The sequence below is a fragment of the uncultured Kriegella sp. genome (assembly GCF_963975415.1).
GTDB lineage: Bacteria > Bacteroidota > Bacteroidia > Flavobacteriales > Flavobacteriaceae > Kriegella.
The window spans coordinates 152409-178222 of the sequence record NZ_CAXBGN010000001.1 but is presented as its reverse complement, the minus strand read 5'-3'; the positions used below and the strand labels follow the sequence as shown (position 1 = coordinate 178222).

23 protein-coding genes and 1 pseudogene are annotated in these 25814 nt (G+C 39.7%); 9 read left to right on the top strand and 15 right to left on the bottom strand.

Translation table 11 applies throughout. From position 1 onward, the window contains the following. Positions 1-436: 436 nt before the first annotated feature. Together folE and AACZ88_RS00750 are read right to left on the bottom strand one after the other, a co-directional pair. Positions 437-1102, bottom strand: a pseudogene (gene folE / locus AACZ88_RS00755) (GTP cyclohydrolase I FolE). After that, positions 1092-1496 carry a MerC domain-containing protein gene (locus AACZ88_RS00750; RefSeq protein WP_339704733.1) on the bottom strand — a complete coding sequence of 135 codons (405 nt, stop codon included), beginning with the start codon at positions 1494-1496 and terminating at the stop codon, positions 1092-1094. The pseudogene folE and the gene AACZ88_RS00750 overlap by 11 nt, the downstream one beginning before the upstream one ends. Positions 1497-1578: 82 nt before the next feature. On the opposite strand from AACZ88_RS00750, the gene AACZ88_RS00745 reads away from it, so the two are divergent. Beyond that, on the top strand, positions 1579-1959 hold the full coding sequence (locus AACZ88_RS00745) for a transcriptional repressor (RefSeq protein ID WP_339704730.1): 381 nt from the start codon (positions 1579-1581) through the stop codon (positions 1957-1959). Positions 1960-2198: 239 nt separating this feature from the next. Here AACZ88_RS00745 and AACZ88_RS00740 read toward each other — a convergent pair whose 3' ends face one another. From AACZ88_RS00740 to AACZ88_RS00725, 4 genes are all read right to left on the bottom strand, one after another. Next, positions 2199-3050, bottom strand: coding sequence for a hypothetical protein (locus tag AACZ88_RS00740; RefSeq protein WP_339704727.1), 852 nt, complete (start codon positions 3048-3050; stop codon positions 2199-2201). 21 nt (positions 3051-3071) lie between these two features. Next, entirely contained in the window at positions 3072-3911 is an 840-nt protein-coding gene (locus AACZ88_RS00735) for a DUF2490 domain-containing protein (protein WP_339704724.1), read from the bottom strand. Next, the gene (locus tag AACZ88_RS00730; RefSeq protein ID WP_339704721.1) at positions 3912-5798 is read right to left on the bottom strand and encodes a hypothetical protein; all 1887 of its coding nucleotides are present in this window, start codon (positions 5796-5798) and stop codon (positions 3912-3914) included. Positions 5799-6156: 358 nt separating this feature from the next. After that, on the bottom strand, positions 6157-7110 hold the full coding sequence (locus tag AACZ88_RS00725; RefSeq protein WP_339704718.1) for an alpha/beta hydrolase-fold protein: 954 nt from the start codon (positions 7108-7110) through the stop codon (positions 6157-6159). A gap of 452 nt (positions 7111-7562) precedes the next feature. On the opposite strand from AACZ88_RS00725, the gene AACZ88_RS00720 reads away from it, so the two are divergent. From AACZ88_RS00720 to AACZ88_RS00700, 5 genes are all read left to right on the top strand, one after another. Next, positions 7563-8741, top strand: coding sequence for a toll/interleukin-1 receptor domain-containing protein (locus AACZ88_RS00720; protein WP_339704714.1), 1179 nt, complete (start codon positions 7563-7565; stop codon positions 8739-8741). 29 nt (positions 8742-8770) lie between these two features. Then, on the top strand, positions 8771-9634 hold the full coding sequence (locus AACZ88_RS00715; protein WP_339704711.1) for a toll/interleukin-1 receptor domain-containing protein: 864 nt from the start codon (positions 8771-8773) through the stop codon (positions 9632-9634). Between the two features lie 333 nt (positions 9635-9967). After that, positions 9968-10828, top strand: a complete 861-nt coding sequence (locus tag AACZ88_RS00710) for an RNA polymerase sigma factor RpoD/SigA (protein WP_339704708.1) — start codon at positions 9968-9970, stop codon at positions 10826-10828. A 190-nt stretch (positions 10829-11018) separates the two neighbouring features. Then, positions 11019-11918 (top strand): EamA family transporter, encoded by a 900-nt coding sequence (locus tag AACZ88_RS00705; protein WP_339704705.1) that lies wholly within the window; start codon positions 11019-11021, stop codon positions 11916-11918. Positions 11919-12018: 100 nt separating this feature from the next. Then, a complete protein-coding gene (locus tag AACZ88_RS00700) occupies positions 12019-12630 on the top strand; it encodes a DEAD/DEAH box helicase (protein ID WP_339704702.1) in 612 nt (203 codons plus the stop codon). 20 nt (positions 12631-12650) lie between these two features. On the opposite strand, the gene AACZ88_RS00695 is transcribed toward AACZ88_RS00700, so the two are convergent. From AACZ88_RS00695 to AACZ88_RS00660, 8 genes are all read right to left on the bottom strand, one after another. Next, positions 12651-14201 carry an SDR family oxidoreductase gene (locus AACZ88_RS00695; protein WP_339704699.1) on the bottom strand — a complete coding sequence of 517 codons (1551 nt, stop codon included), beginning with the start codon at positions 14199-14201 and terminating at the stop codon, positions 12651-12653. Between the two features lie 212 nt (positions 14202-14413). Then, on the bottom strand, positions 14414-15004 hold the full coding sequence (locus tag AACZ88_RS00690; RefSeq protein ID WP_339704696.1) for a DUF6515 family protein: 591 nt from the start codon (positions 15002-15004) through the stop codon (positions 14414-14416). 268 nt (positions 15005-15272) lie between these two features. Next, complete coding sequence (locus tag AACZ88_RS00685) at positions 15273-15464, bottom strand: cold-shock protein (RefSeq protein WP_339704694.1); 192 nt, start codon at positions 15462-15464, stop codon at positions 15273-15275. A 220-nt stretch (positions 15465-15684) separates the two neighbouring features. Continuing rightward, on the bottom strand, positions 15685-16998 hold the full coding sequence (locus tag AACZ88_RS00680) for a DEAD/DEAH box helicase (protein ID WP_339704691.1): 1314 nt from the start codon (positions 16996-16998) through the stop codon (positions 15685-15687). A 3-nt stretch (positions 16999-17001) separates the two neighbouring features. Next, positions 17002-18330 (bottom strand): DEAD/DEAH box helicase, encoded by a 1329-nt coding sequence (locus AACZ88_RS00675; protein WP_339704688.1) that lies wholly within the window; start codon positions 18328-18330, stop codon positions 17002-17004. A gap of 124 nt (positions 18331-18454) precedes the next feature. Beyond that, positions 18455-18904 carry a KTSC domain-containing protein gene (locus AACZ88_RS00670; RefSeq protein WP_339704685.1) on the bottom strand — a complete coding sequence of 150 codons (450 nt, stop codon included), beginning with the start codon at positions 18902-18904 and terminating at the stop codon, positions 18455-18457. Between the two features lie 142 nt (positions 18905-19046). Then, positions 19047-19991, bottom strand: a complete 945-nt coding sequence (locus tag AACZ88_RS00665) for an acyl-CoA desaturase (protein ID WP_339704682.1) — start codon at positions 19989-19991, stop codon at positions 19047-19049. 437 nt (positions 19992-20428) lie between these two features. Continuing rightward, positions 20429-20719, bottom strand: coding sequence for a hypothetical protein (locus AACZ88_RS00660; RefSeq protein ID WP_339704679.1), 291 nt, complete (start codon positions 20717-20719; stop codon positions 20429-20431). Between the two features lie 211 nt (positions 20720-20930). Between AACZ88_RS00660 and AACZ88_RS00655 the strand changes: the two genes are divergently transcribed. From AACZ88_RS00655 to AACZ88_RS00645, 3 genes are all read left to right on the top strand, one after another. Beyond that, entirely contained in the window at positions 20931-21893 is a 963-nt protein-coding gene (locus tag AACZ88_RS00655) for a hypothetical protein (RefSeq protein ID WP_339704676.1), read from the top strand. Between the two features lie 284 nt (positions 21894-22177). Beyond that, the gene (locus AACZ88_RS00650) at positions 22178-22918 is read left to right on the top strand and encodes an SDR family oxidoreductase (RefSeq protein WP_339704673.1); all 741 of its coding nucleotides are present in this window, start codon (positions 22178-22180) and stop codon (positions 22916-22918) included. Between the two features lie 30 nt (positions 22919-22948). Then, entirely contained in the window at positions 22949-24346 is a 1398-nt protein-coding gene (locus AACZ88_RS00645; protein WP_339704670.1) for an NAD-dependent succinate-semialdehyde dehydrogenase, read from the top strand. A gap of 378 nt (positions 24347-24724) precedes the next feature. Here the strand turns inward: AACZ88_RS00645 and AACZ88_RS00640 are convergent, their stop codons facing one another. Next, a complete protein-coding gene (locus AACZ88_RS00640) occupies positions 24725-25813 on the bottom strand; it encodes an Ig-like domain-containing protein (protein ID WP_339704667.1) in 1089 nt (362 codons plus the stop codon). Position 25814 lies beyond the last annotated feature (1 nt).

The following is a 25814-nucleotide window of genomic DNA, read 5'->3' as shown; positions in this document are numbered from 1 at the left end:
TTTCACACCGATTGACCTTCCTACTACGTCGCTAAATGGGTTTTGGGACACATGCCTCGGGCAGTAAATAAGCCTGCCCGAGCATACCCTACTTGCCAGAATCGATGTATTGGGAGAGGCCGGTACGGGCGGATGTTATTTATTGCCTTTTTATTTATTTACATAAGCATTCAGGAACCTAGAATGTGATTTGACTAGCACCAAATCCCATTCTTCGATTTCATTCGCCTGTGAGAAGAAATTTTTTAGAAGAAAAATTTAAAGAAAATGAAGTCCGCCGATGCGCCTACTGCCTCCTTCGCTAAAAAGAGTTATTAAACCTTTTAAAACGCTCGTCCGTACTTTACCCAAGCAAAGGATATTAGTATAAAACATTGTAATACAGTATACTAACTGTATTTCATCTTTTAATATTAACTCTTTTGCACTTATTTTGTTATAGTTTTTGTTGTGCTATTATTTTTAAAAATTCATTGCGGATGGTAGCTTCCGTAAAACATCCTCCATATTCCAAAGTTGTGGTAAAACTACTTTGGTCTTTTATTCCTCTTGAAGAAACACAAAGGTGTTTGGCTGTTACCGAAACAATGACATCTTGGGTTTCCAATGCGTCTTGTAAATCATTTAGAATTTGAAGTACCAACCTTTCTTGAACCTGTGGACGTCTGGCGTAATAATCGACCAAACGATTAATTTTAGATAATCCTATTACCTTATCCTTAGGGATGTATGCTACATGGGCATGCCCGACAATAGGCAAAAAATGATGCTCGCAAGCAGAATCAATAGTGATATGCTGTTCTACCAACATTTTTTTATAACTATACTTATTTTTAAAGGTGGAAAGTTTAGGTTTGTTCGCTGGATTCAATCCGTAAAACAATTCTTTTACATACATTTTTGCAACACGATATGGGGTTCCCGATAAACTGTCGTCGGTGAGGTCCAACCCCATTTACTCCATGATCATTTTAAAATGATGTTGAATGTTTGTAATCTTTTCATCATCAGATTTATCAAAAGCATTTGCCCGTAATGGCGTTTTTATGTTTGTTGAAAAATGATTGTCGCCCGTTAGTTCTATTTGATCTTTATCCTTCATTTACACAGCATTTATCAGTAGTACATTTACAACGCTTTCTATTGTACAGGTGTAGTATGATCAAGGCAATAGCAGGAACATAAACGACAGCTTCCGGTAAAGGATACATTTCTAATTTTTCATTTAAGATTACGGCTACCAATACGAACCAACTTAGCCAAAGCATAGGCGTCATCCATGTAATAGAGGTTGTTTTTGCAGTCCAGTAAATAGCTATAAAAGAAATAGCCAAGAAAAAATAATCCATAAATTTCCACCATTCCGGAGGTGTGTCACAACAAATAACCGAACCGGCCTGAGCGATAAAAAGAAAAGGAGTGGCAATACAATGAATAAGGCACAATGAACTTGCAAAAGTGCCTAAAATATCAGATTTCTGTTTTATTAATAGCATTAGTAATTTGTGTTAATACAACTGAGTTGCAAATGTAGAGATAATATTTTTTATTGCAACACAGTTGCGTTATCTTTGTTTTATGGGAGTGATTAGAAAAACGAAAGCAGTTGAAGTGTTACTCAATGAGTTTAACAATAGCCCTGTAGCCATTTCAGCAAAAAAACTAATTGATCGACTAGGTACAACGTTCAATAAAACAACAATTTACCGTGTATTGGATAAGTTGGAAGACGATGGGGTGCTGCATTCATTTCTTGGTAAAGAAGGTCACAAATGGTATGCAAAATGTAATGGGTGTACGGCAGCTGAACACGAAGATCTACATCCTCATTTTCAGTGTCTTAGTTGTGGAAAGGTAGATTGTTTGACGGTTCGTGTTTCCCTTCCGGAAATACCCAATAGAAAAATAGAGGTTTCTCAATTGTTGATACAAGGAAAATGCGAAGAATGTGTTGTTTGAAAATTTCTAAAGATTGGATTTCCCCGTTTAAATAAAACTATTACCTAAATTAAATTGAAATATCCCTCAAATCTGCCTTCATTTAGAAATAACCGTACCACCATTCTTTTTTTCAAAACGAAGTATGGAGGAACAATTCTTAGCTTGTATATTTTTTTTTGGACTTATAGATAGGAAGACGCCATCAATGATGTGACGAGATATTGAAAAAACGCTCGGAAGCATTGCTGTCGATTACCTTATTCCTTATTGGGCTTTTGGAGTTTATCATTCTTCCAGACACCGCTGGTGACCACTTTTCCATCTGCGCCGTAGAAAGTGCCTTGGCCGTTTCGCTTATCATCTTTCCATTGTCCCGCATATTTCTCCTTATTGGGCCAATAGTAAGTGCCGTTGCCATTTCTCCGATCATTTATGTAACTGCCTATATAATATTCGCCATCGGGCCAATAAAAAGTGCCCTCGCCATGTCGCTGGTTGTCTTTCCACTGTCCTTCGTATCGACTACCGGTATCAAAAAGAGCTATCCCGTACCCGTTGGCCTTTTTATTTTGAACCTGCCCCACATAGTGAAGCTGATTTCCCTTTTGGCTCTTAAAACGAAGATACTCGCCAAATGACTTTTTCCTTTGCTGCCTTTGCATGGTTTGCAATTGAACCTTCATTTTTTCAAGTGCAAAACTCACCGAATCGTATTGCCTTATTTCCCGGGGCGTTACTTTTGACGTTTCTTGAAGCGAATCCAAAGCCTTCAATGCGAGTGAATCAATTTGGGTATTATTGCTTGCTTCCATTCTTTTCAGGTTTTCCGCCAAGGCTATTCGTAATTGTAACCCGATACTGTCGTTGCCGAGTTTGTTTTCCAATTGAAAAGTATACTCACGCAATGCCGAATTGTAATTGCCATCGACGAGCATGCTGTCGATACGCATCAATTTCTTATGTTCATCCACTTGCACCTCCAACCGGGTCTGTTTAAGCTCCGTTTCCTTCAATTGCTGTTTCAAACCTTGTGTTCTAAAAAGAAAAAAGAGGGCAGTGACCACAGATGTGGCCAGTAACAGATATAGGATAATCGTTCGTTTTTTCATTTTTCCGGTCCTTGAAACAAGTTAATCCTCTAGGTGAATTTCTGGCAATTTACTTCTCACCTTTCTAAAATCGGGAGAATAGTACATATGTACACGCATAGTCCAGTTCTGATTAAAGTTTCCGCCATTTTCCAACGTTTGCCCTTGTGAATACATTAGTCCTGCGGCAAAAGTCAATCTAGGGGTTACAATATAACCCAAAGTGGTCGTTAAACGCAAGTCTTCCATAGGGCTGTCTACGACGGCCTTGCCACTTTGCATGATCAATTCCGCCTCTGGTGCGACATAAATCGTCTTCGGTTCCAATTTATGGCTGTTCAAAGGAATTTTGGCTCTAAACAAGTAACGCCACCGATTTCTGAAAATATAATCGCTATTTTCCGCAAAGCCCTGTGTCCATCGATGTTCAATACGAATTCTGTGGTATATCATCGCCGAATAGAGTGGCATGGCAAATTGATACTGATGCCAGATACGCCATTCGGGAACCACATTTCTATCGATGGATTCTTCATCGGTATTGAAATTAATGCGCACTACCCCACCCAGACTGAAGTTTACTTTTTTCGAATAAATATAGCCGATGGCATGACGGTTATAGATTTGCGCGATTTGCCCTAAAAAGGGTGTTTTCTCGGTCTCCTGGAACCTAAAATGTGTTTGGGCATCCCAAAATAGTCGCTTTCCGATTCGTATTTTGCCGTAGGTATTGACCCATACCTTGGTTTTTGGGTCTTTATATTTTGATTCGTAAGGCAGGACTTGTTTTTCTTCCTCTTCTTGCGAAAATCCATTGAAATTTACGCAAACCGCGAAAATTAAGACGAACCGTATATATATTTTAGTGTCTAGCCCCATCATCTAGTTTTCTTCGGTCATCGGTTGCACATCGAACAATTGCAAAACCACTTGGGGGTCTTGTTCCTTTCGTAGTTTTCGCTCCACTTTTGACGTGTCCTCTTCACGCAATTGCAATATGCGCTGAACAGTATTTTCGATTTGAGTTGTCAATTCCCCGGCATTTTCACAACTCAAGTCGGTCTGTATTCTTTCCAGAAAATGGGGAACGAGCACCTGACGATAAGCATTCGTAATCCGTTTCTTGACTTCTTCATCCATCAAAGTGGCCATAAAAGGGTTCCATATCCGATCGTTATAAACTGTGGCTATCTCCTTGGATCGGGTCGGCAACGCTGCTACGGACTTTGCCAGCAGGTTCATTCGTTTATAGCATACTACCAACTCCCGGCCACTGTTTACCTCCTCCTTTGAGGAAAAATCACTTAATTTTTTGTCCGATACCGCCTTAATGCGACCTAATGCCTTTTTGTATGCTGCACCCAAAGTATGCTGCGTCGAGTCTATCAATTGTTGCAACTCGTTGTTTTGGGCCAGCAGTTCTTTTTCTAAGGCAATCAATTCTTGCTGGTTCTTCTCTTGGGTCAATTTGGCACCTAAAATCTCTTCAACAGTATGCAGGCTATTTTCGGCATAGCGTGAAAGTCCGTCCATCGAGGTCATATCGTAATCTTCAAATTTATAATTGTCGGCATCCGGTAATTCGAAGGTTCTTGAAAACGACACACTATCGACTTCGATCGTTACCGTTAATTCTTTGGATGGAAGCCCCTCTGGCCATAGGTTATGTATCAATTTTTCACGAGTGGCAAACTCCACGATATCCGATTCACGATACGCCAGCATCCGCTCTAGAGGATTTAGATAGGTCTCTGAAATTTTACGGACCACTTCATAATGATATTGGATATCGGGGTCCGACAGTTTTAAAATATTGAGATGCGAATCGTTGAGGAACGAACTACTGATTTCCCGCAATTTTTTCAGACGTGTTTGAATAGAATCCAATATATTGATTTCCAAAGAGTCCAAAGGAAAGTACGGCACTTTTACTTTAAATTCAGGAAGAAAGCTCGATTCCCCGAGTTCTGTTAAAATAGCATCCAATTTTTGATAGTATTTGACGTTTTCTCCAAGCAATCTGGGAATACCTTTATCAAACAATTCGACGCCATCGGAAATTGAGCGTTGCAATTGCAGGGCCTTGATATAGCGGGAATCAAGATTGATGGTCTTCGTGGTTTTGGGAGTGTCATCAAAAACTCGAATGGTGTTCCGTAGCCCATTTTTCTGCTGCTCTATGACTTGGAGTATACCATCGTTAAAAATCCAATTCTCCGTATCTCCCAAGTCGGTGTTTACAAAAAGGGACCATTCATCATGTGCGAGTCCGTTTCGAAGAAAACGACCTACGAGCGTACTACTGTCATTTTCGATTCGAAAGCTGCGCTGTGGTATACCTTCCTCAAAATCAATCGTGCTTTTAAAAAGTAGTTTCTCGACTTCGGAATCTTTGATTTGATCGATCGTATACGTCCACTTGCCATGGGGTTTCCCGTCTTTGATCACACCGCTTGCCACTTCTTGTCGGCCGCTTACCTTGACTTGATACTGAATATCGACGACCTGGGTTTTGCTGTCCGATTGAAACTCCCCGAACTGAAACCGCCAAAACCCTTCTGGAACGTTGTCTTTGAAAGCTCCTGTAAAGGAAAAAGAAGAGTCCTCCTCGTCTAATAGTGCTTGAAGATTAGATCGGTTCATCTGAAAGGCGCCATCGCGCAAGGTGTCACCTTCAGCAATCTTATATTCATATTTTGCTTCCCCAATAAATTCACCAAGTTGTAACGATCCCTCAAATTGTTGAATTTCAGGTTCTTGAGCGTTCATATAAACAAACGAAAAAACCATAAAACACAGAAAAACAGGGAAATAGCTCTTTTTTGACCGAATCATTGGACAAAAAAAGTAAAATTATATTAGAAGTGCTTGCGTTTTTGAAGAAAAATTTGTCCCTGGTGAAGTTCAAAATAGGCCGGCACGCCACGCCGTTCAAAAAGGAAAACGTCTCCCAGACCTTCTATTTTTATGTCGTTTACCAAAGTAATGTTTCTCTTCGTTTATACTTTGACGACTCTTAGTGAATGATTCAGGGCAGCCCCCACACAGTACATTATAGAACTTTCAGTGACTCTTTAATAGGCCCATATCTCAACAGCATCGGGCCATATTCCTTTGCCTTATAAAATCAAAGCGAATCAAAGAACTCCCAGTATTCATCAACAAGATGATGAAGATTTGGATTTCGGAATGAATTTAGCATACTTGGATAAACATGTTCGGTATCTGACCACATAATCAGTTTATAAAAATGTGTTTGTGGTGGATCAATGGGTTGATTCCATTCTATAATTACCTTTTCGGTATTTTCAGTAACTACCGTGAAAATGTCTTGAATTTGTAAGGCATCCAATTCTATATCATGTATATCCTGCATAAAGGCGGTAATCTCAGCAGCATCCAGATTTAGTGGAACACCGTTATTGTTATCCACTACAAAAGATTCTGAATCACCCCCGCTAAAATAGACTGGTCTGTACGCGATCGGGGCTACGCCCGTGTAACTTAAGATACCTGAGCAAGGCGCAAAGGCTTGAAAAATATCTCCCGCTTCAATGGCCAAGCGCCACACAAAACCCCCTCCGTTTGAAAAACCCGTGGCATAAAACTTGTTGGGATCTGTGGAGTAGCCCAGCTTAATAAATGCAATCATTGTACGTACAAAGGCAACATCATCGGCTATGACTTGTGCTGCCGGGTTAAGGTCTGCCGGATTAGCGGGATCGCTTAGCTCTCCGTCATCCCACTTGGTCTTTGAAGTTTGGTTTGGGCCAAAGGTGTAGGATAGCCCCTGAGGATACACCGTTATTACCTGCTCGGTCTCACCTTTTTCTTTCCAACCCCAAAGATTCCAAGCTCTTTCATTATTTTGAGCTAAGCCATGGAATGCTACTACCACAGGATAGTCATTAGCGCAATCATATCCCAAGGGTAAATCAACGATAAACTCTCGATCGACCCCATTTATTGGTAAGGTATGGTAGAATTTATCTACACCACCGACAATCTGCTGGCAACGGCATGAAACAAGTACAACTAAGGCTAAAGTTACGGCAAAACTTAGTATAAATATTCTCCTCATTTTAACTGGTTTAAGTTGATCACGTATTCCCTCTTTTATAATTCTGAATTCAATTCATAAACAAATAAGCGAGAATAATGATGCGGCTAGCATAAAAGTGTGTAACTGGCCAGCTTTATTGTATAACTAAATGAATTCCAACCACCATCGTCTACCTCTACTTTCCCATATATTTATGTGGTTCCTTTTTTGATGTCATTGGCTTTTAGTAGGCGCCGTAATTTTCAGCAGCTAATTATCTTTAAAAATTTTGTGAGACAAAGCGTTGGCAAAAGAAAGTGAAGTGCTCCATCGGCAAGTTTCTATCAGCGAAGTCGAGATGCTCAGGGCAAACACTACATAAGACACTATAGTGCACTTTAAATATAGAATTACCCGGCGGTTGATTAAAAATTAAAATACGTATTTTAGTAAGAAATAGTCACTTCAATACTCAATTTCTATATTACGATATGTCCGAATCTAAAGTTTTCATAAGTTATTCGAGAAGGAACTTAGATTTCGCTGAACAACTCACCCAAGAATTGATACGAAATGGTGCCGACGTTTGGTTTGACCAGATTAGTATCGAAGCTGGATCTGCATGGGATTCAAGTATCGACCAAGCTATTGATGACGCAGATACTATGGTATTATTGCTATCAAAATCTTCGGTGAAATCAGAAAATGTTTTGGATGAAGTTGCTTTCGCTTTGGAGGAAAATAAAACAATTGTGCCGGTACTTTTGGAACCCTGCGAAGTTCCTTTTAGAATTAAACGGTTGACAAAATACGATTTGAGTAAGGACCTGAACTTTGGAATGACCTCACTGCTTAAGGCCCTTAACCTGGAAGTTCATGAGGATACTGCCAATTTTGAGCGACTAGAGCAAGAAAAGGAAAAGATAGTACACAACAATAAACTAAGCCTCTTTGTAGAAAGAGCCTACTGGCAAAAACTGAGAAAACGGAGTTTGTTAATCTTGATTGCAATCTCAATTCCCATATTAGCGGATATTTTTAGCGCAACAGGTTTAAGTGAGCTCCTTGGGTTATGGACCTATTCTATATTTCTCATTCTCGCCATTCTTAGTGGTTCTGGCATAAAAATAGTATTTGGGAAGTTTCGATGGGGAAGACGTCTATTGAAGCGTTATGAAGACGTCATAACGCCTTCGATTCTCATACTCTTTGCGCTATTGGAAAGTTTGGGCGAATGGCTTCAATCCTTATCGCTTTATTTTCTATTTCTACTCGTTATGGTTTTGCGGATTTCAAAAATTTATCGACTGAATTCAAATGTAGATTATTTCATCAATTTGATCATACTGATCCTGCTACCAACGCTAACTTACTATCGGTCTGGCTTGGAAGATGGCAATCTATTGTTATTATATGATTTTAATACAATTATCGGTATTTCACTCTTCATAAGCGTATTACTTAATTTGCTATCAAAATCTAATCTATTGTTTTGCAAGTACTTCGAGCGTTACGGTGCTATCAGTTTCTTTTATATGTTAATATTCTTGAGTGTTGCTGAGAGTTTATACTACCAGAGTTTAAGGCCTATTCCAGTTTTTTTGGTCCTTTTGCTTGTTGGGCATTCTTTGCATGTCATTTCGCGTAAAACCGAATTGCAATTAAATTAATCTTGAATATAATCAGCCGCCACACTAACATGACACGCAAAATATTTATTAGTTACCATTCTAACGATAGAGAATTTGTCGTGAATCTTACCCATGCATTGGAAAAGAAGGCGTTGACTATATGGGCAAGAGATGTGCACGGAGTTGTCGGAAAACGAATGGACCATCAAATACAGGAGGCCATAGAAGAATCTGATGTTGTCCTTTTTATACTTTCCCAAAGTTCCGTAGTATCAAAAGAACTTATGGACGAGGTACACGCGTCATTGAATGATCGTAAAACATTCATTCCCCTATTAATTGAACCTTGTGAACTTCCAAAAAGGCTGAAAAGAATACAGTTTATTGATCTAAACACTGATCGTTCCGTAGGGATAGCGAACCTTTTCAGGGCATTGGCGCTAAAAGGGCATAATTTTAGTGAATTGCATCGAGATGTAATGGCATTACTTACGGAAGGAGAACAAAAGCTACTGGTCAAGAAAGAATTGGCCAGATCCAAGTTCGAGGCCATTGAAAAGCGGAACCGAAACCGCAGGCTGCTATTATTAACAGTTGCTTCAGTTGTTGTAGGTATCCTTGCATATATTACCTGGGGCTACAACAAGAAAGATCGTGACCATTTTAACAAGATTGATGAAGACTTTAATTTATATGGCATACACAGTAAGGATACTATAGACCTGATTGAGAAGCGGTTTACAGAACATGGATATGATTTTGCCTATTGTGGACATAAACGTGTTATTTCCAATATTCTTAATGATTATCAGTTCGATTCGACGGATGGAGGGGCTGAAGCTGTTCCAAATTACCAGTTGGAAATAGACCGTTTGAAAGCGGTTATCGATAGTTTACAATTAAACAAGGTCGAGAGCAATAAAAAGCCTTAGACCAAAGAAGACTGGAATTTTAAGAGTATAGCTTTCAGGAGGTCAGTTAATAAATCTACCCGAACCTACCCTTCTGCCGGAACGATTTATCGGGCGGGGGGTTATTCATAGCCAATAGTATCATTTTAAGGGTATTAAGGCATATTCTATATCGAAAACTTCATAGGACTATTATTGTTTCTAGGGGAGCCCATGCATCCCGCTTAAACTTAATCTAGTTATCTCTTTAAAGTAAAAAATTGAAAAAAAATCAAAGAAATTACAACTTTACTAGGAATTCTGCAGTAAAAATGTAGATTATAGTAAAGGAATATTAATAAAAACAAATAATATATGCGGCAATTGAAGATCACCAAACAAATTACGAATAGGGATACTAAATCATTGGACAAGTATTTTCAGGAAATATCAAAAATTGATATGATTACCCCGAATGAGGAAGTAGTATTGGCCAAGAAAATACGTAATGGAGATCAAATTGCCCTTAATAAATTAGTAAATGCCAATTTGCGCTTTGTCGTATCAGCCGCAAAACAGTATCAAGGAAACGGTCTGCGGCTTTCCGATTTGATCAACGAAGGAAATATAGGATTGGTCAAAGCAGCCAAGCGTTTTGATGAGACCCGTGGGTTTAAATTCATCTCCTATGCGGTATGGTGGATCCGGCAATCTATTTTACAGGCAATGTCGCAACAATCACGTATGGTGCGAATACCATTGAATAAAATTGGTGAAATCACCAAAATAAATAAAGTATACGCTTCTTTGGAACAGACCTATCAAAGAGCTCCCAGTGCAGTCGAAATTGGTAGGGAGCTTGATATGAGCGCGGCCCAGGTTAAACTGGCAATGAAAAATTCAGGACGGCATTTGTCGATGGACGCACCGCTTCAAGAAGGGGAGTCTTCCAATCTCTATGATGTCATGAACTCACAAGGCACGACCAGTCCAGATGCCAAAATGATAAAAGACTCCCTTAGAACAGACATTACTCAGGTGTTAAAAACACTGCCTCTTAGAGAACGTGAAATTATACGGCTCTACTACGGCATTGGAGAGCGAACTCCCATGAGCCTAAGTGAAATTGGTGAACTCTTTGACATCACCAGGGAGCGTGTTCGGCAAATAAGGGAAAAGGCGATCCGAGTTCTTCGAAACAAATCACGGAGTGACATATTAAAAACATATTTGTAGGGTCCATAACGCATATTTTTCACAAAGCCGACTTGTGCAAGTCGGCTTTCACATGTTTACCCTTTTATATTTTATTAATTCCTCGATCATTGTCGGCTTTGGCCATACGTTCCATGAATATGACCGCGATTTGTAATCCATAGCATTTATATGCCCAGAGTACCCTAAAAAACCAATATCTTCGCGCGCTATGTGGATGTACCTCGGTCTTTTGGCCGCCTTATTTCTAGGGTTACACAACCTGCTTAAAAAACATGCCGTTCAAGGCAACGAGGTTTTCCCGGTGCTTTTGGGTACCATTTCATCAGGTTTTTTAGTGTTGCTTCCATTTTATTTGGGTTCTGTATGGTTTCCTGAATATATGGTCGACATACAATTCTATATCACTGATATTCCCTGGCGAACCCATGGTTTTCTCGCTATAAAGTCTGCTATAATGGCCGCCTCTTGGCTATTGGCCTATCAGGCGTTAAAGCATTTGCCGATTACCATTGTGACGCCCATACGCTCGGCCGGACCTTTTTTTACTTTTATCGGAGCCATCACCATTTACCAAGAAAAGCCCAACGGTTTGCAATGGATCGGCTTTTTTCTTATCATTTTTTCGGTACTGCTTTATTCAAAGATCGGCAAAAAAGAGGGCATCCATTTTAAAAGCAACAAATGGATATTCGCGATAATCGGAGCCACCTTTCTAGGGGCTTCCAGTGGATTGTACGATAAGTTTTTGGTTCAAAGCTTGGCTTTAAACCCTCAAACCTTACAATTCTGGTTTTGTTTTTATACGGTGCTTATCTTACTGGTTATTTTAAGCATCACCTGGTTTCCGAATGCCGAAAAGCGCAATGCCTTTACTTGGCGCTGGTCCATACCCTTGGTCGGGGTGCTGTTGCAAATCGCCGATTACTTTTATTTTAAAGCCCTGCAAGACCCTGATGCCTTGATCATGTTGCTTTCGGCCATTAAACGCAGCCAGATACTCATTGCCGTAGTCGTTGGCGGATTGTTGTTCAAAGAGCAGAACAAACGTAAAAAACTGGTGCCCTTGGCGGGTATTATGGTGGGTGTTTTCTTAATTCTTTATTCGTAGCCAATGCGATTTGGAATAAGTAAGCCAATCTTTAATTTCCCGATGCGTTGGCAGTATATTTGTTTTTAAAAGTATTTAGATTTGTAATCACATAAAAGATATGCCGTTTAAAAAATTACATCCCCGATTACTTGAATCTTTGGAGCTACAGTCTATAGAAACCCCTACCCCATTTGAAAAAAGGAGTATTCCGGTAATAAAAAGTGGAGCCAACGTCTTTTGCTTTGCTGCGGATGGCAGTGGAAAAACGACGACCTTAATACTGACAACGTTACAAAAGTTAAAGGGGGAGGCTGTTGGAAACGCGCCAAGGGCCGTGGTTCTTGTTGAAAACAAAGAAAAGGTCCTAGCCTTGTATGATGCCTTTTTAAAATTCACCAAATACAATACATTGCGGGTCTACGCCAGTTATGAACAGCTGCATATCGATATTCAAAAGTCGGAAATCTATATGGGAATCGATATTCTAATTACTACTCCTAAAACCCTTCAAAACCTATTTTTGACGAATGGTGTGAGTATTTCCGAATTGAAAATATGCAGTATAGACGATGCCGATTTTTTATCGAAAAAAAGTGATACGACCAGTATGATTGTTATGGCCGAAAGCATAAAAAAGTGCCAGTTCGTCATCTATGCCCAAAAATCACATCCACAGCTGAAACGTTTAGAAAACCATTTTATGGAACATTCTAAATTGGTTCAACAATAACGGAAGAATAAATTATCATTTTACCAAGAAATCGGAAAGTAATCTTTTAAGAATTTCCCGCACCAATGTTTTCCGGTATTAATACCATCAAATAAAGGGTCTACAACTCTGGCCGCACCATCAACAATATCGAGAGGAGGCTGAAAATCATGAACCTCTTGTTTCTTTTTGGCCAATTCGGCAGGGTCTTCATCGGTTACCCAACCCGTATCTACCGCATTCATATAAATACCGTATTTGGCCAGATCGCCGGAAGCGGTATGCGTTAGCATGTTTAAGGCCGCTTTTGCCATATTGGTGTGTGGATGGCGCGATTCTTTAAAAAAACGATGAAACTTACCTTCCATGGCAGAAACATTAATAATATGTTTTTGTCCGGTATTTTCCTTTTTCATTACTTCGGCAAGTCGGTTGCACAGCACAAAAGGAGCAACGGAATTCACCAGTTGTACCTCTACCATCTCGGTGGTTTCAATAGCACCTAATTTTAAGCGCCAACTATTGGTTTTGCGTAAATCTACCTGCTGTAAATCGGCATCCAATCCCCCTTCGGGAAAAACTTCTTTGGCCACCAGACTGGCATCAAAACTATAGGGTATTTGAGATAACTTGGCAGAAGACCGTAATCCGATACCGGGTTCTGGACCGTGCCAGGAAACCGGCATGTTTTTATTTGCAGAAACTGTTGTGGTCAATGTGGTCAATTCTTCCAAACAGCGCTTATGGTCGGCCAATATACCTTGTGCGAATTGGGGCAAGGATTCAAAAGGGCGCTCTTCATTGCCCATTAAATGCGCATAAAACCCTGCAGGCCGACGTACCGTTTGTGCCGCATTGTTTATTAGAATATCGAGTTTTTCATAATTCTGTTCGATATAATTACAGAAAATCTCAACACTGGGAATGTGTCTTAAGTCGAGTCCGTGGATCTTTAGGCGATGCCCCCATTCCATGAAATCTTCTTCTTTGGAAAAACGCAAGGCCGAATCCACAGGAAAGCGTGTGGTAGCAATAACGGTAGCACCGCCGCGTAATAACATTAATGAAATGTGGTATCCGATTTTTAGGCGAGAACCGGTAATAACGGCCACTTGGCCTTTTACATCTGCCGTTTGAAAACGTTTGGCATAATTAAGGTCTCCACAATCACCGCACATAGTATCATAAAAATGATGCAATTTGGTGAATTTGGTTTTGCATACATAGCAATCTCTTGGAGATTCCAATTCGGGGGTATCCTTTGCGGCCAAATCGGCGGCGGCGAGCAATTTAGGAGCAACAAATACAGCAGCCTCACGGGCATATCTGATACCCGTTTGATTACGGGCGCTTTTGTCTTTCGCCGCTTGTTTTCGTTTGCTCGCTTTTTTGGCATCTTTTTTTCTTCGGGAAAATTCTTCCCTACTCGGTCTTGATAATTGACCGGATGCCTTTATTAATGCCGTTCTATGCGCTTTAGGTATTTCAAATATTTGGTTTGTATCGGCAACCAATCGCTCTAAAACAGCAATACATTTTTCTACTTCCTCTAAAGATACTTCCTGGGAACTATCTAATTCTTCACGCTTCATTCCGCCTATTTTATCTTTAGTATTCAAATACTTACCCCAATTTTATGCCGCGCGAAATTACATTTTTATTCGCTGCACTTTATCTAATTACATCGTTTTTATTTCCTCTATAAATGAAGGCATCCATATAACTTACATCGAAAACCAATAACAAACAAAAAAAGCGCTTACCCGAAAATGATAAACGCCTATCTTTGGTTCAAAAATATAGCCTATTCCATATCTATGATACCCACCACTTCATAGGCTCTCGTGCCATCTACCTGCACTTTTTCGTATAAAATATTGGCATACTCATAATAAGTTTGACCGTCAATCGTCACCCTTTCATAATCATCAGGCAGTTCATAAACGATAGTACCTACTTCGGGTTCGACAACTTCATATGCGTTACCGACCTCGGAATAAAAAATACCACCGAAATTAAAATAGATATGACTGTTAAAACGAACCCTGCTATATCCCGTGGGCAAAGTGTTGATTCTAAATCCGATTTTCGGAGCTATTGGAATATAACGCCCTCTTGAAGACGTATAATACCTGTTGTTGGCGTAATAGTAATTCTGACCTTGGTATTTTACAACCTTCTTATTTGGTACCGTTCGTACAGAAACTACCTTCTTTTTAGGAGTTTTGTATACAACTCTTTTGCTTGACACTCGATTAGGGGTGCTCTTGGTTACCGTTCGTGTTGTGGTCGTCGTTGTTTTTGTTGTACGCTTCCGAGTTTGGGCGGTACCTGCAAAAATAAATCCGATTAGTAATAAGGGCAGTACGAAGTATGTTTTAGTATTTGTTTTCATGATTTCTAAATTTAAAAAGGTTAAACTTTCATTTATTCAATCACTACTTTGACCGAGAATTTAAAACTTGGTTTAATTTTTGATAACCTTTTTTGCCCAAAACTAGATGTTCAGTTAAATTGTATCTATGAACGGCCCGATTCTATAGATTGAAAAAAAGCGCATTCAGACCTGTAGGCCGTGGAAAGTAGACTTACTTGTGGCCTGCTAACCACAAAAAAAGCCCATCTAAATAGATGGGCTTTTGTAAAATTCAAGATATATATGCTTATATAACTGTAACGTTTACTGCGTTTAGGCCTTTTTTACCATCTTGTAAATCAAATTCAACTTCATCGCCTTCACGAATTTCGTCTACTAAACCTGAAACGTGTACAAAATGATCTTTCTCAACACCTTCTTCAGTGATAAAACCAAAACCTTTGGTGTCGTTGAAAAATTTTACTGTTCCTTTACTCATTGTAATCTAATTAAAATTTATAATACTTTTTGAAGCGCAAAGATGGGGCCATTTTTTTGACATTCAACATTTTAATTCACTTATTTTCAAAGTTTTATAATTCATTTTTTTAGGTATTGGTTTAAATGCCTTATAGTGTACCGTTTACCTTGTATTTTACTTTATTTCTTTATGCCGTGCATTGGAAAAAGTGTGTCGTGAGCGTAATCGAGTGACCTACTTATAAGATAGTGATACGCACTTTTTTGTTTTTCAATCGAGCGTTGTTTAGCTTATGTACCAGTTGCTTCCCCAAGGATGCGGGAACAGCCACAAATGCACAATCTTGTTTCAACTCGATAATGCCCAATTGGTCTTTGTTCAGTCCGCCTTGTTTAAAGAAAAGTCCGGCAATATCGCCTTTGGAAATTTTGTCTTTTCTTCCTCCGGAAATAAAGAGCGTTTCCCAATACTGAGCTTTTCGGAGGGCTTTCTGAGTGATATCTACTGTTGCTACATCTTTTATAAATTCAGGTACATACTCGGTTTTCGATTGTAAAACATATGCGGTACCCTTCGCATTCACCCGTGCGGTTCTACCGTTTCGGTGCGTAAATTCTTCTACGGCTCTGGGCAATTCATAATGAATGATATATTTCATTTCGGGAATATCGATTCCTCTTGCCGCCAAATCCGTTGCGATCAATACTTGACAAGTACCGTTTCTGAACTTTATCAACGAGCGTTCACGGTCACGTTGTTCCATCCCACCTGAAAAACAGGTGTGATTGATGCCATTTTCATTTAAAAACGAACTTACCCGTTCAATACTGTCCTTAAAATTACAAAAGATAATACCGGGTTGACTACCGATGTGCAGCAACAAATCTACCAAAGTCCGTAGCTTGTCCTTATCAGACGATAGCACTTTTTTGAGGGCCAGTTTTGATTCTTTTTTAGAATTCAGATAATTGATAAAGACTGGCTTTTCGATCCCAACAAAACCGGGAATTTCAACTGCTTGCGTAGCTGAAGTAAGAATTTTTTTATTCAGATTTGGTAATTGATTGATGATTTCACTCATTTCGCCTTCAAATCCTGTTTCCAACGATTTATCAAACTCATCGAGAACCAATGTTTTAATATCAGCTTTTGTAAAGCGATCTCCACCAAAATGATCTGCAATTCGTCCAGGTGTACCAATCAAAATCGCGGGCGTATGCCTTAATTCGATTTTATCTTTAGATATAGGCCTTCCACCATACACCGCATTTACTTTAAAACCCGAACCCATATCACGGACAACCTGTTCGATTTGTATGGCCAACTCTCGAGAAGGTACTAAAATCAGCGCTTGTACTTCGGTGCATTCAGCATCTAAGGTCTCCAGAAGGGGAAATAAGAAAGCTAAGGTTTTACCTGTACCTGTTGGGGAAAGCAAAACAATATTCGTATTCTTACCAATAACCGCCAATGCTTCTTCTTGCATTGGGTTCAAGGCATCAATGCCCAATTTTTGTAAAATATCTTCTTGGGTACGAATGTCGTTGGCCATGTATTATTTCTTTTGAGATTGATCCTTGGGTGTGGCAGGAGAGTTTTGAATGATACGGTCGGCCAGTATTTTTTCAATCAATTCATCTTTTGTTAAATGATGAAAAACGGTTTTTAATTTCTTTTTGGTTTCTGCGGAAACAGTACGATTGGGTTTTGTTTTAAAAATACGTTTCGCCCAAAGCAGCAGATTGGTTTCTTCCCTGTTTTTGGCATCTTGTTTCTTTATTTCATTAAAGACCAAACCCAACGCTTCCTCAAATTCAGGAATATCAATACGTTCATCTTCTTGAATAATGCTCAACGAGAGTCCCTTCGCCCCTGCCCTCGCCGTACGACCACTTCGATGCACATAGGCTTCGTAGGTGTCCGGTAGGTGGTAATTTACTACATACGAGATTTCCTTTACATCAATACCCCGTGCCGCTAAATCGGTTGCCACAAGAATATCGATATATCCTTCCCTGAACTGACCCATAATTCGATCTCGGATTCCCTGCGTCAGACTCCCATGAATAGACCCTGAAGAGAATTTATTGATGGCCAGTTTCTTAGCTAACTTATTCACTGCTGCTTTGGTCTTGCAGAAAATAATGCCACGTTCCCCTTCTTTAGAATTCAGAAAATGCAATAAAACTTCCAGCTTTTCAATAGGTTCGACCACTATAAATTTATGGTCGATGCCCTGATGGCCCATTTGCGACATATCAGCTTCCAGGTGCATCACGTGTTTCGACATATAATTCTGCACCAATTGTTTAACGGTGCCAGGCATGGTAGCCGTAAACAAAAGCGTTCTACGCGATTTTGGCATTTCGGCATCTAAGGTATCCAAGTCGGTTTTTAAGGCGGTCACCATTTCATCGGCTTCATCTAAAACCAAATACTTTAAATTTTTAATACTAACAGCCTTACGTTGAATCAAATCTATCAACCGCCCGGGAGTAGCCACAATAATATGGGTAGCTTCTTTTAAACGTTCTATCTGGGGCTTTATAGGAATGCCACCGCAAACGGAAGCAATAGAAATAGAAGAACTATGCGCAGCAAATGAAACTAAATTTTCATAAATCTGTTGGCCTAATTCCCGTGTGGGAGATAATATTACCGCTTGCACATGAGAAGCTTCCGTGTTTATTAACTGTAACAAGGGCAATCCGAAAGCTGCAGTTTTACCGGTCCCCGTCTTTGCCAAGGCTACGATATCCTCTTTTTGATTTAATATTATAGGGATGGTTTTCTTTTGAATATCTGTCGGAACAGAAATCTGTAAATCGACTAAACTCTGGAGTGTTTGTTCGTTGATTCCTAAGGCGGAAAATTGTTTCGACATAATATAGATTTAAGTAAAGATAGGTACAGGAAGTACGAGAATTGTGTAAAGTGAGGCACTTATTCTTTTAAACAGCACTTCGAATAAAGCGACCGTCGCCCGTTAACAGTATACTATCTTATGCTTACGCCTCTTGCAGCGTACGTTTTGACTTTCTGTAAATGTAGTTCGTATAGATGTTGCGCTTTGCGAAACGATTCAATTTATTGGAATTGATCATCTTCACATAAATGGATTTTGTAACACCAAAGTATTCATAGGTCGTACCATCTAAAAAGGTGATTTCGAGCACCAATCCTTTATGTACGTAATCTGCAATACCCGAATTGTTGATTGTTTCATTGTATGCATCTAAGTTCGCGGCAATAGTTGCAGGGGCAATACTCACCAAAAAATGGTAGCCATCAATGATAGCGCGGCTATTTACTTCGGCCGCTTCACGTTTGGCATCGCCTTCTTGAAATTTATCAGGGTGCCATTCTTTTACCAAAGTACGGTATGTTGTCTTTAGTGCTTTAAGATCAATCTCCTTTTCAACACCAAATAACTTCTTATATTGACTTATGCGCTTCATAGACCCATTTTTTTGAAGCGGCGAAGCTACGTCTTTATTTTGAACCACTTAGCGTAAATGCCACGTTTTTTGGTTTTGTTGAAATTGATGTACCTCGTTTTTTCCAAGTAGAAAATTAGGTGGGCTTGTTGAAATACACCATTTACTTTCTGCCTAGCGTACGGAGCATCTTTGTATGGTCGCAAATAGCCTTACCAACAGATTTTTTACAATGATAGGGCATGCCATATTCTTGCGCAGTTTCTGATACAATTTTGGTTAGTTCTTTATAGTGTACATGGCAGACATCGGGCAACACATGGTGCTCGACTTGGTAGTTTAGCCCGCCTATCAGCCAAAATAAGAGATTGCTATTAGGAGAAAAATTGCTAGTAGTAGCAAATTGATGGCTATACCAATTATCGTTTATTATACCTTGCTCGTCAGGTAGTGGAAACTCATTAACGGGCATAATATGGGCTATCTGAAAAACGATGCTCACCAAAAGACCGGTAACAAAATGCATACTTAAGAAAGCCAATAGAATTATCCACCATGAAAATGGAACCATGATCATAGGAAGAAGCAGTGCATAGGAATAATAAAGTAGTTTCCACAACGTCATGCTAACCAGATTCTTTTTGTATTCATGTTTTTTGTCTAAAAACCCCATGTTTTTATAGCGCTTTAGACGCACAAAATCTTTCGTTGTTATCCATGATATGGTCGCTAAACCATAAAAGAACCATATATAGATGTGCTGAAACTGATGAACCCAATAATGTTTGGCGTGGGGGGAAAACCTAAGGAAGAAAGGTGCGTTTAAATCATCGTCCGCATTTTCGATATTGGTAAAGGTATGGTGCAGCACATTGTGCTGTATTTTCCAAACCGTTGCATTGGCCCCAATAAGGTTGAACGTATAACCTAATAGCGTATTGATTTTCTTGTTTTTGGAATACGAACCATGAATGGCATCATGCATGACGCCCATTCCGATTCCTGCCATTCCAAATCCGCTTACTATATACAAACCAAAAACCATCCAAACTGTAGAGGCCAAACCTGATGAAAGTACTATTAGCGGTAATAAAAATAAGGCCATCATAACTACGGTTTTTATAACCATGGTCATATTGGCATTTCTACTTTTATTATGGGTTTTAAAATAGTTGTTTACTCTACTTCTTAATGTTTTTGAAAAGTTGGAATTTATTTCTCTAGAAAACTTTGGATTATCGATACTATTATTTTTTATTTAAATTTTCGCTACTTCAGAACCATATCTGAGCGCAAGTAAGAAAAGTGTGATATACCCATCTATTTACAGGCTACTGCATAAAAGCTCTGGAAGGGATCAGACTCTTGAGGCAGAACTACTACCACCAATTATAAAAATGAAGAAAGCGAAGGATTGATTAAAATCGTCAAAAATTAAAAAAAGAAAAGCTGTCTAAATAATTAACTTTATAAAGATAGGCTAAATTAACGTCAGTTCTATAAAAACGAATTAAATATGTGATTTTCAGATTTATATATCAACGTTTACTCCTTTTTCCATTCATAGTAGAACCCTTGATCAGGTACCTCGTCTAGCGCTTCAGTGCCTTTTATGAATTTAGGATGTTCGGGTTCTTTTTTGCTGCCAGCTAAAGCATGCATTCGTGGCTCAATAGTTTCTGGTTCTGTATTTATGGGAGAGATCATCGCAATGATATCTTCACCGCAGTTAGGGAATTTAGTATACTTTGGTTTAACAAGGTTCCCCTTGAAGATTTCTTTTCCATCAAACCGTGCAATTGCTTGGGAGACTGGGTTAACAAGGCGCATTTTCACACGCACATTTTTCTCTGTTTCAACGGGAGTTGTATAATTAAACTGTCTAAGGACTATAGGTTTTTCGCCCTATTGGCCGTTAGATTTCCTACGATACAATTTTCTATAATTTGAGTTCTTTAAAATGAAAAGTAAAAATCTCCAACCATTTTAAAGGACTTTACTATCTTTCAATCCATAAATCAGCCAATAATCACAAATGCCTGTTTCTATGCAATTACGTCATCTACTAATAGTTGGTGCCTTAGTTTTTATGTCGTGTAATGATAGGTCGAAATCAAAGGAAAAGGCTGCCGATGTTCCGGCAAATAGTGTCTCCGCTACGACGGATACTTCCTTTCCCATGGAATTGATCGAATTCGAGACATTATCTCAAAATCCGGTGTTTGAGGGTACAGGTAAAAATACGTGGGACCAAAAGATACGGGAAAGAGGCTATATTTTGAAGGAAGGCGATACGTATCACATGTGGTATACAGGTTTTCAGCCGGGCGGTTCTCCACTCGCCCTTGGTTATGCTACTTCCCCTGATGGAATTGCATGGACCCGCTATGCCGATAATCCTGTTTTTGATAAAAGTTGGACAGAGGATATGATGGTGCTAAAAGTTGGAGCCACTTACCATATGTTCGCAGAAGGAAAAGATGATGTCGCACACAGGCTTAGCTCTAAAGACGGCATTCAATGGGAAGACCATGGAACCTTGGATATTCGTACTTCAAATGGTACGCCTTTGAGCGACGGACCTTACGGCACACCTACGGTTTGGAGGGAGAATAATACGTGGTATTTGTTCTATGAGCGTAATGATTTAGGTATATGGTTGGCTACTTCGAAAAACCTTGACGTATGGACCAATGTGCAAGATGACCCGGTTATTGCTATGGGTCCGGAAACCTATGACCAATATGGCCTAGCCGTGAATCAAATCGTAAAACATAAAGGATGGTATTACGCCTATTATCACGGCACCGCTTTTGCCGACTGGAGCAAATGGTCGACCAATATAGCAGCTTCAAAAGACTTGGTTCATTGGCAAAAATATGCTCAAAATCCTATTATGGAAGAAAACAGGTCGAGTGGAATCCTAGTTCCCGAAGGAGAACAATTCCGACTATATACCATGCATGACAAAGTGGAAGTACACATGCCCAAAAGCACTTCGGTAAAATAGTTCGTGCAACTATTTAAATCAACACTCATTCACTCCAAGTAAAAATACGTTCCGGTAAAATCCATGCATTGGCTTGAAACACCAATAATGGTAATTCCATTTATACTTTTACTACTCCTCTTCCGAACAGTTTGACCAAAACGGGTCAATCTTACCATCTTTTTTCTTACCCAAGAGCGTTTACTTTGACTTTTTCGGTATACAGGTCAATAGTTGTGACGATGCAGTCAATTCCCCTTAGCCAAAGGGTCTATATTAAAACACAAATAATATAAAACAGAATTATGAATTTAGAAAACAGCGTAATATTAATCACTGGAGCCTCAAGCGGTATAGGTAAGGAAACCGCAAAAAAGCTTGCGGCACATGGTGCAAAGGTTGTGCTTATGGCCCGAAGTGAAGATATACTAAATGAACTGAAAACCAGCATTGAAAACGATGGCGGGCAGGCATCGGTGGTCACTGGTGATGTTACCAAGATGGAAGATTTTAAAAAGGTCGTGTCGAAGACAGTATCCACGTTCGGTAATCTTAACGCACTCATCAATAATGCCGGGTTAATGCCCCTTTCGTTTGTTGAAAAGCTAAAAACCGATGAATGGGAAAAAATGGTCGATGTCAATATTAAAGGGGTATTAAATGGTGTTGCGGCCGTATTGCCGCAGTTGAAAGCTAATAAAGGAGGCTATATCATCAACATCTCGTCTATGGCTGCCCATCGCTATTTTCCTGGTGGGGCCATATACTGTGCCACCAAAGCAGCCGTCAAAATGTTGTCGGAAGGTCTTCGCCAAGAACTGACACCAAAATATGGCATCAATGTAACATCGATAGAACCAGGTGCCGTTGCCACCAATCTAACCGATACCATCACCGATGAAGACATTAAGGAAAAATTACAGGCCATGCTTGAAATGCAAACTTTAGAGTCTGAGGATATCGCCAATGCGATTTACTATACACTTACCCAGCCCGATCGGGTGAACATTAACGATGTGTATATTATGCCGAGCGAGCAACAATAGGAAGAATTACAAATTCATAAACAGAAAACAATGGCTACAAAAACGAAAGAACATACGATTACAACCACTAACCCGACTAGCGGGAAAACCTTATCATCGTACACTTATATGAGTGATGAGCAGGTTGAGCAGACCATACAACATGCACAAAAAGCTTTTCTCGATTGGAAGACCAGATCAGTCGAAGACCGCGGTAAAATCATCACCGCAATTGGCGAGGAGCTGCAAAACTACAAATCGGAACTGGCCGAACTGATGACCGATGAAATGGGAAAACTTTTGAAACAAAGTAATCAAGAGGTAGACCTCTGTACCGCCATATGCAACTTTACGGCCAAGAATGCCCCAGAAGCTCTGAAAAACGAGGAACGGGAACTCTCCAGTGGCGGCCGGGGTATCATCACCTATTCCCCTATCGGTATTATTTACGGTATTCAACCTTGGAATTATCCTGCTTATCAGGTTATACGGTACACCATTGCCAATCTTATGGCCGGTAATAGTGTATTGCTCAAACATGCTTCAAATGTGACGGGTACGGCTAAATTATTGCAGTCTATTTTCGATACAGCGGGCTTGCCCAGTGGGCTATTTAGCGTAATGGTAATTGATCACGAGCAATCGAATGAAATTATAAATCACGAACTGGTACGTGGTGTTACCCTGACCGGTAGCCCCGGAGCAGGTGAAAAAATTGGTGAGAAGGCAGGGGCTGCTATTAAAAAATCGGTTTTGGAACTGGGGAGTAATGATGCCTATCTGATTTTAGACGATGCCGATATTGAGCTTGCCGTGGAGAAAAGTGTAAAAGGACGTATTTACAACAATGGGGAAACTTGTATTGCAGCAAAACGCTTTATTGCCACAACGGCCGTTTATGACGACTTCAAGGAAAACTTTGTCAATGCCATGAAGAACCTCAAGATGGGTAACCCAAAAGTCTCGGAAACCGAATTGGGGCCTATGGCACGCGAAGATTTGCGTGAAAAAATCCACGAACAAGTGCAAAAAAGTATTGAGAAAGGTGCCAAACTATTATGTGGTGGTGAAATACCCGAAGGGGACGGTTTTTTTTATCCGGCGACGGTATTGGATCAGGTGACCAAAGGGCAACCCGCCTATGACGACGAACTTTTCGGTCCTGTTGCGTCTTTGATAAAGGCCAAGGACAATGAAGATGCCATGCGTATCGCTAATGATAGTCGTTTCGGACTCGGGGGTGGAATTTTTTCAAAGGATGTAAAAAAGGCTACTGAATTAGCGGAAAAGCATTTCGACACAGGAATGGTCTTTATAAATACCTTCGGATTGGCCGAACCCAATATGCCATTCGGCGGTGTGAAAAATTCCGGTTACGGTCGCGAACATGGCGGTTTCGGTTTAAAAGAGTTTGTAAACGTCAAATCGATAATGATTTCAGGGGACTAGGAATTAGGAACAACTAAAAAATGTTTCACAATAGATAATAGGTAACAAAAGCACCCATTTTTGGGTGCTTTTTTCTTTGAAGTTGGGCTGTCTTTTTCCCAGGCTTCGATTTTTGCACCTTTTAAAAAGAAAAATTAAAAGACTCCTAGACTATTCAATGCTTCCTTAAAGAAAACTCAATTTGATATTCCCAACCCCAAGTCTTGTATGGGTCTCTTGAAACAAGGGTTAAATGCTCAATGACTAGCTGTTTCGAAAAGCCTATTTTCTGAAATAATGCCAAGCTTTCATATAACATCTTCTTCCCATTGGTTTTAGAAATCTTCATAAGTGAGGTATCGCTACTAAAGCTCTGACAATCGCAGCGGTGCGGCCCCGTCAATCAATCTTAAAGTCCAAAGCATGTGCATTTAGCGATATGTTATTTTTTGATTTGACACTTATATTTTCATCGAACAATCGATTTAAATTGTTACCGGCCAAATCTTCAAGTATAGCTTCAACAATAATTTTATAGCTTTCTGTTTTCCAATTGTTTTTGGGGGTAAATAGGATTTTTTTTTCGCCTTTCACTACCTCTAAATCGCCCGGTAACCTATTTCCTGAACCGTCATATATGACTATGGCTTCAGAACTTAAAACGGCATCCATCGGTTCTGAAAAAAGCAAAGAAAGCGGTTGTCTTGAGTCGGCATTGGGCAGGTCAATCGTCCAATTTTTGATAGCGGGTTTTTTGGTATCCCGTTGGGTAACAATCAGTGTTTTTTTATAGGGATGTTTCAATGGCAAGCCCTCTGCCGACCTCCAATTGCTATCAATATGTATGGTATAGTGGTGTCCTTTTAAAATGGGCATCCCACGTTCCCTGTTCGGAATCAAATCGGTTTTGATACGTCCCGGATCTAGCCATAAGGTCAACAGGTCATGTCGTTTATTCCATAGTTCCGATTCCATTTCAAGAAAGATTTCCTTTACCGCGCCTTCGGTCTCATCGACGACTTTAATAAAATCGAGCACATGCCCAACTTCCTGCATTGGCTGGGAAAATCGAAAATACATCTTTAATAAATTTTCAGGTACCGTATCGGTATTGGGATAAATATCAAGAATTTCAGGAACGGTTTTATTCAAATTATCAGAAACGGTGAAACTACCAATGGTTCGTTTGCCCGCTCGTAAAGAATAGGTCTGGCCATCGGTAAAAGGTATCACCGGAATAAAGGAATATTTGTTGCTACCGACATTAACAAGGCTTCCCAAAACAGGAATTTTCAATTCCTTCTTTAGAAACAAACCAAGGTTGTCAATGTCTTTGTCATATGTAAATTCGACACTAACCGCTTTGCCATTCTCGTAGTGTACCTGAACAGCAGTCGTTGTTCTATTCCCTTCACAGGAAATCAGAAGGCTATTCAAACAAAAAAAGACCAAGTATAACTTGATCTTCTTTATATCATACATCGGCATA

What these genes read in the sequence shown, in the direction of transcription:
- AACZ88_RS00655 (WP_339704676.1), top strand. Translation starts at nt 20,931, where the DNA reads ATGCAATTACGTCATCTACTAATAGTTGGTGCCTTAGTTTTTATGTCG.
- AACZ88_RS00735 (WP_339704724.1), bottom strand. Translation starts at nt 3,911, where the DNA reads ATGATGGGGCTAGACACTAAAATATATATACGGTTCGTCTTAATTTTC.
- AACZ88_RS00750 (WP_339704733.1), bottom strand. Translation starts at nt 1,496, where the DNA reads ATGCTATTAATAAAACAGAAATCTGATATTTTAGGCACTTTTGCAAGT.
- AACZ88_RS00650 (WP_339704673.1), top strand. Translation starts at nt 22,178, where the DNA reads ATGAATTTAGAAAACAGCGTAATATTAATCACTGGAGCCTCAAGCGGT.
- AACZ88_RS00720 (WP_339704714.1), top strand. Translation starts at nt 7,563, where the DNA reads ATGTCCGAATCTAAAGTTTTCATAAGTTATTCGAGAAGGAACTTAGAT.
- AACZ88_RS00665 (WP_339704682.1), bottom strand. Translation starts at nt 19,991, where the DNA reads ATGATGGCCTTATTTTTATTACCGCTAATAGTACTTTCATCAGGTTTG.
- AACZ88_RS00730 (WP_339704721.1), bottom strand. Translation starts at nt 5,798, where the DNA reads ATGAACGCTCAAGAACCTGAAATTCAACAATTTGAGGGATCGTTACAA.
- AACZ88_RS00740 (WP_339704727.1), bottom strand. Translation starts at nt 3,050, where the DNA reads ATGAAAAAACGAACGATTATCCTATATCTGTTACTGGCCACATCTGTG.
- AACZ88_RS00640 (WP_339704667.1), bottom strand. Translation starts at nt 25,813, where the DNA reads ATGCCGATGTATGATATAAAGAAGATCAAGTTATACTTGGTCTTTTTT.
- AACZ88_RS00680 (WP_339704691.1), bottom strand. Translation starts at nt 16,998, where the DNA reads ATGGCCAACGACATTCGTACCCAAGAAGATATTTTACAAAAATTGGGC.
- AACZ88_RS00745 (WP_339704730.1), top strand. Translation starts at nt 1,579, where the DNA reads ATGGGAGTGATTAGAAAAACGAAAGCAGTTGAAGTGTTACTCAATGAG.
- AACZ88_RS00695 (WP_339704699.1), bottom strand. Translation starts at nt 14,201, where the DNA reads ATGAAGCGTGAAGAATTAGATAGTTCCCAGGAAGTATCTTTAGAGGAA.
- AACZ88_RS00670 (WP_339704685.1), bottom strand. Translation starts at nt 18,904, where the DNA reads ATGAAGCGCATAAGTCAATATAAGAAGTTATTTGGTGTTGAAAAGGAG.
- AACZ88_RS00700 (WP_339704702.1), top strand. Translation starts at nt 12,019, where the DNA reads ATGCCGTTTAAAAAATTACATCCCCGATTACTTGAATCTTTGGAGCTA.
- AACZ88_RS00715 (WP_339704711.1), top strand. Translation starts at nt 8,771, where the DNA reads ATGACACGCAAAATATTTATTAGTTACCATTCTAACGATAGAGAATTT.
- AACZ88_RS00710 (WP_339704708.1), top strand. Translation starts at nt 9,968, where the DNA reads ATGCGGCAATTGAAGATCACCAAACAAATTACGAATAGGGATACTAAA.
- AACZ88_RS00690 (WP_339704696.1), bottom strand. Translation starts at nt 15,004, where the DNA reads ATGAAAACAAATACTAAAACATACTTCGTACTGCCCTTATTACTAATC.
- AACZ88_RS00705 (WP_339704705.1), top strand. Translation starts at nt 11,019, where the DNA reads ATGTGGATGTACCTCGGTCTTTTGGCCGCCTTATTTCTAGGGTTACAC.
- AACZ88_RS00645 (WP_339704670.1), top strand. Translation starts at nt 22,949, where the DNA reads ATGGCTACAAAAACGAAAGAACATACGATTACAACCACTAACCCGACT.
- AACZ88_RS00675 (WP_339704688.1), bottom strand. Translation starts at nt 18,330, where the DNA reads ATGTCGAAACAATTTTCCGCCTTAGGAATCAACGAACAAACACTCCAG.
- AACZ88_RS00725 (WP_339704718.1), bottom strand. Translation starts at nt 7,110, where the DNA reads ATGAGGAGAATATTTATACTAAGTTTTGCCGTAACTTTAGCCTTAGTT.
- AACZ88_RS00685 (WP_339704694.1), bottom strand. Translation starts at nt 15,464, where the DNA reads ATGAGTAAAGGAACAGTAAAATTTTTCAACGACACCAAAGGTTTTGGT.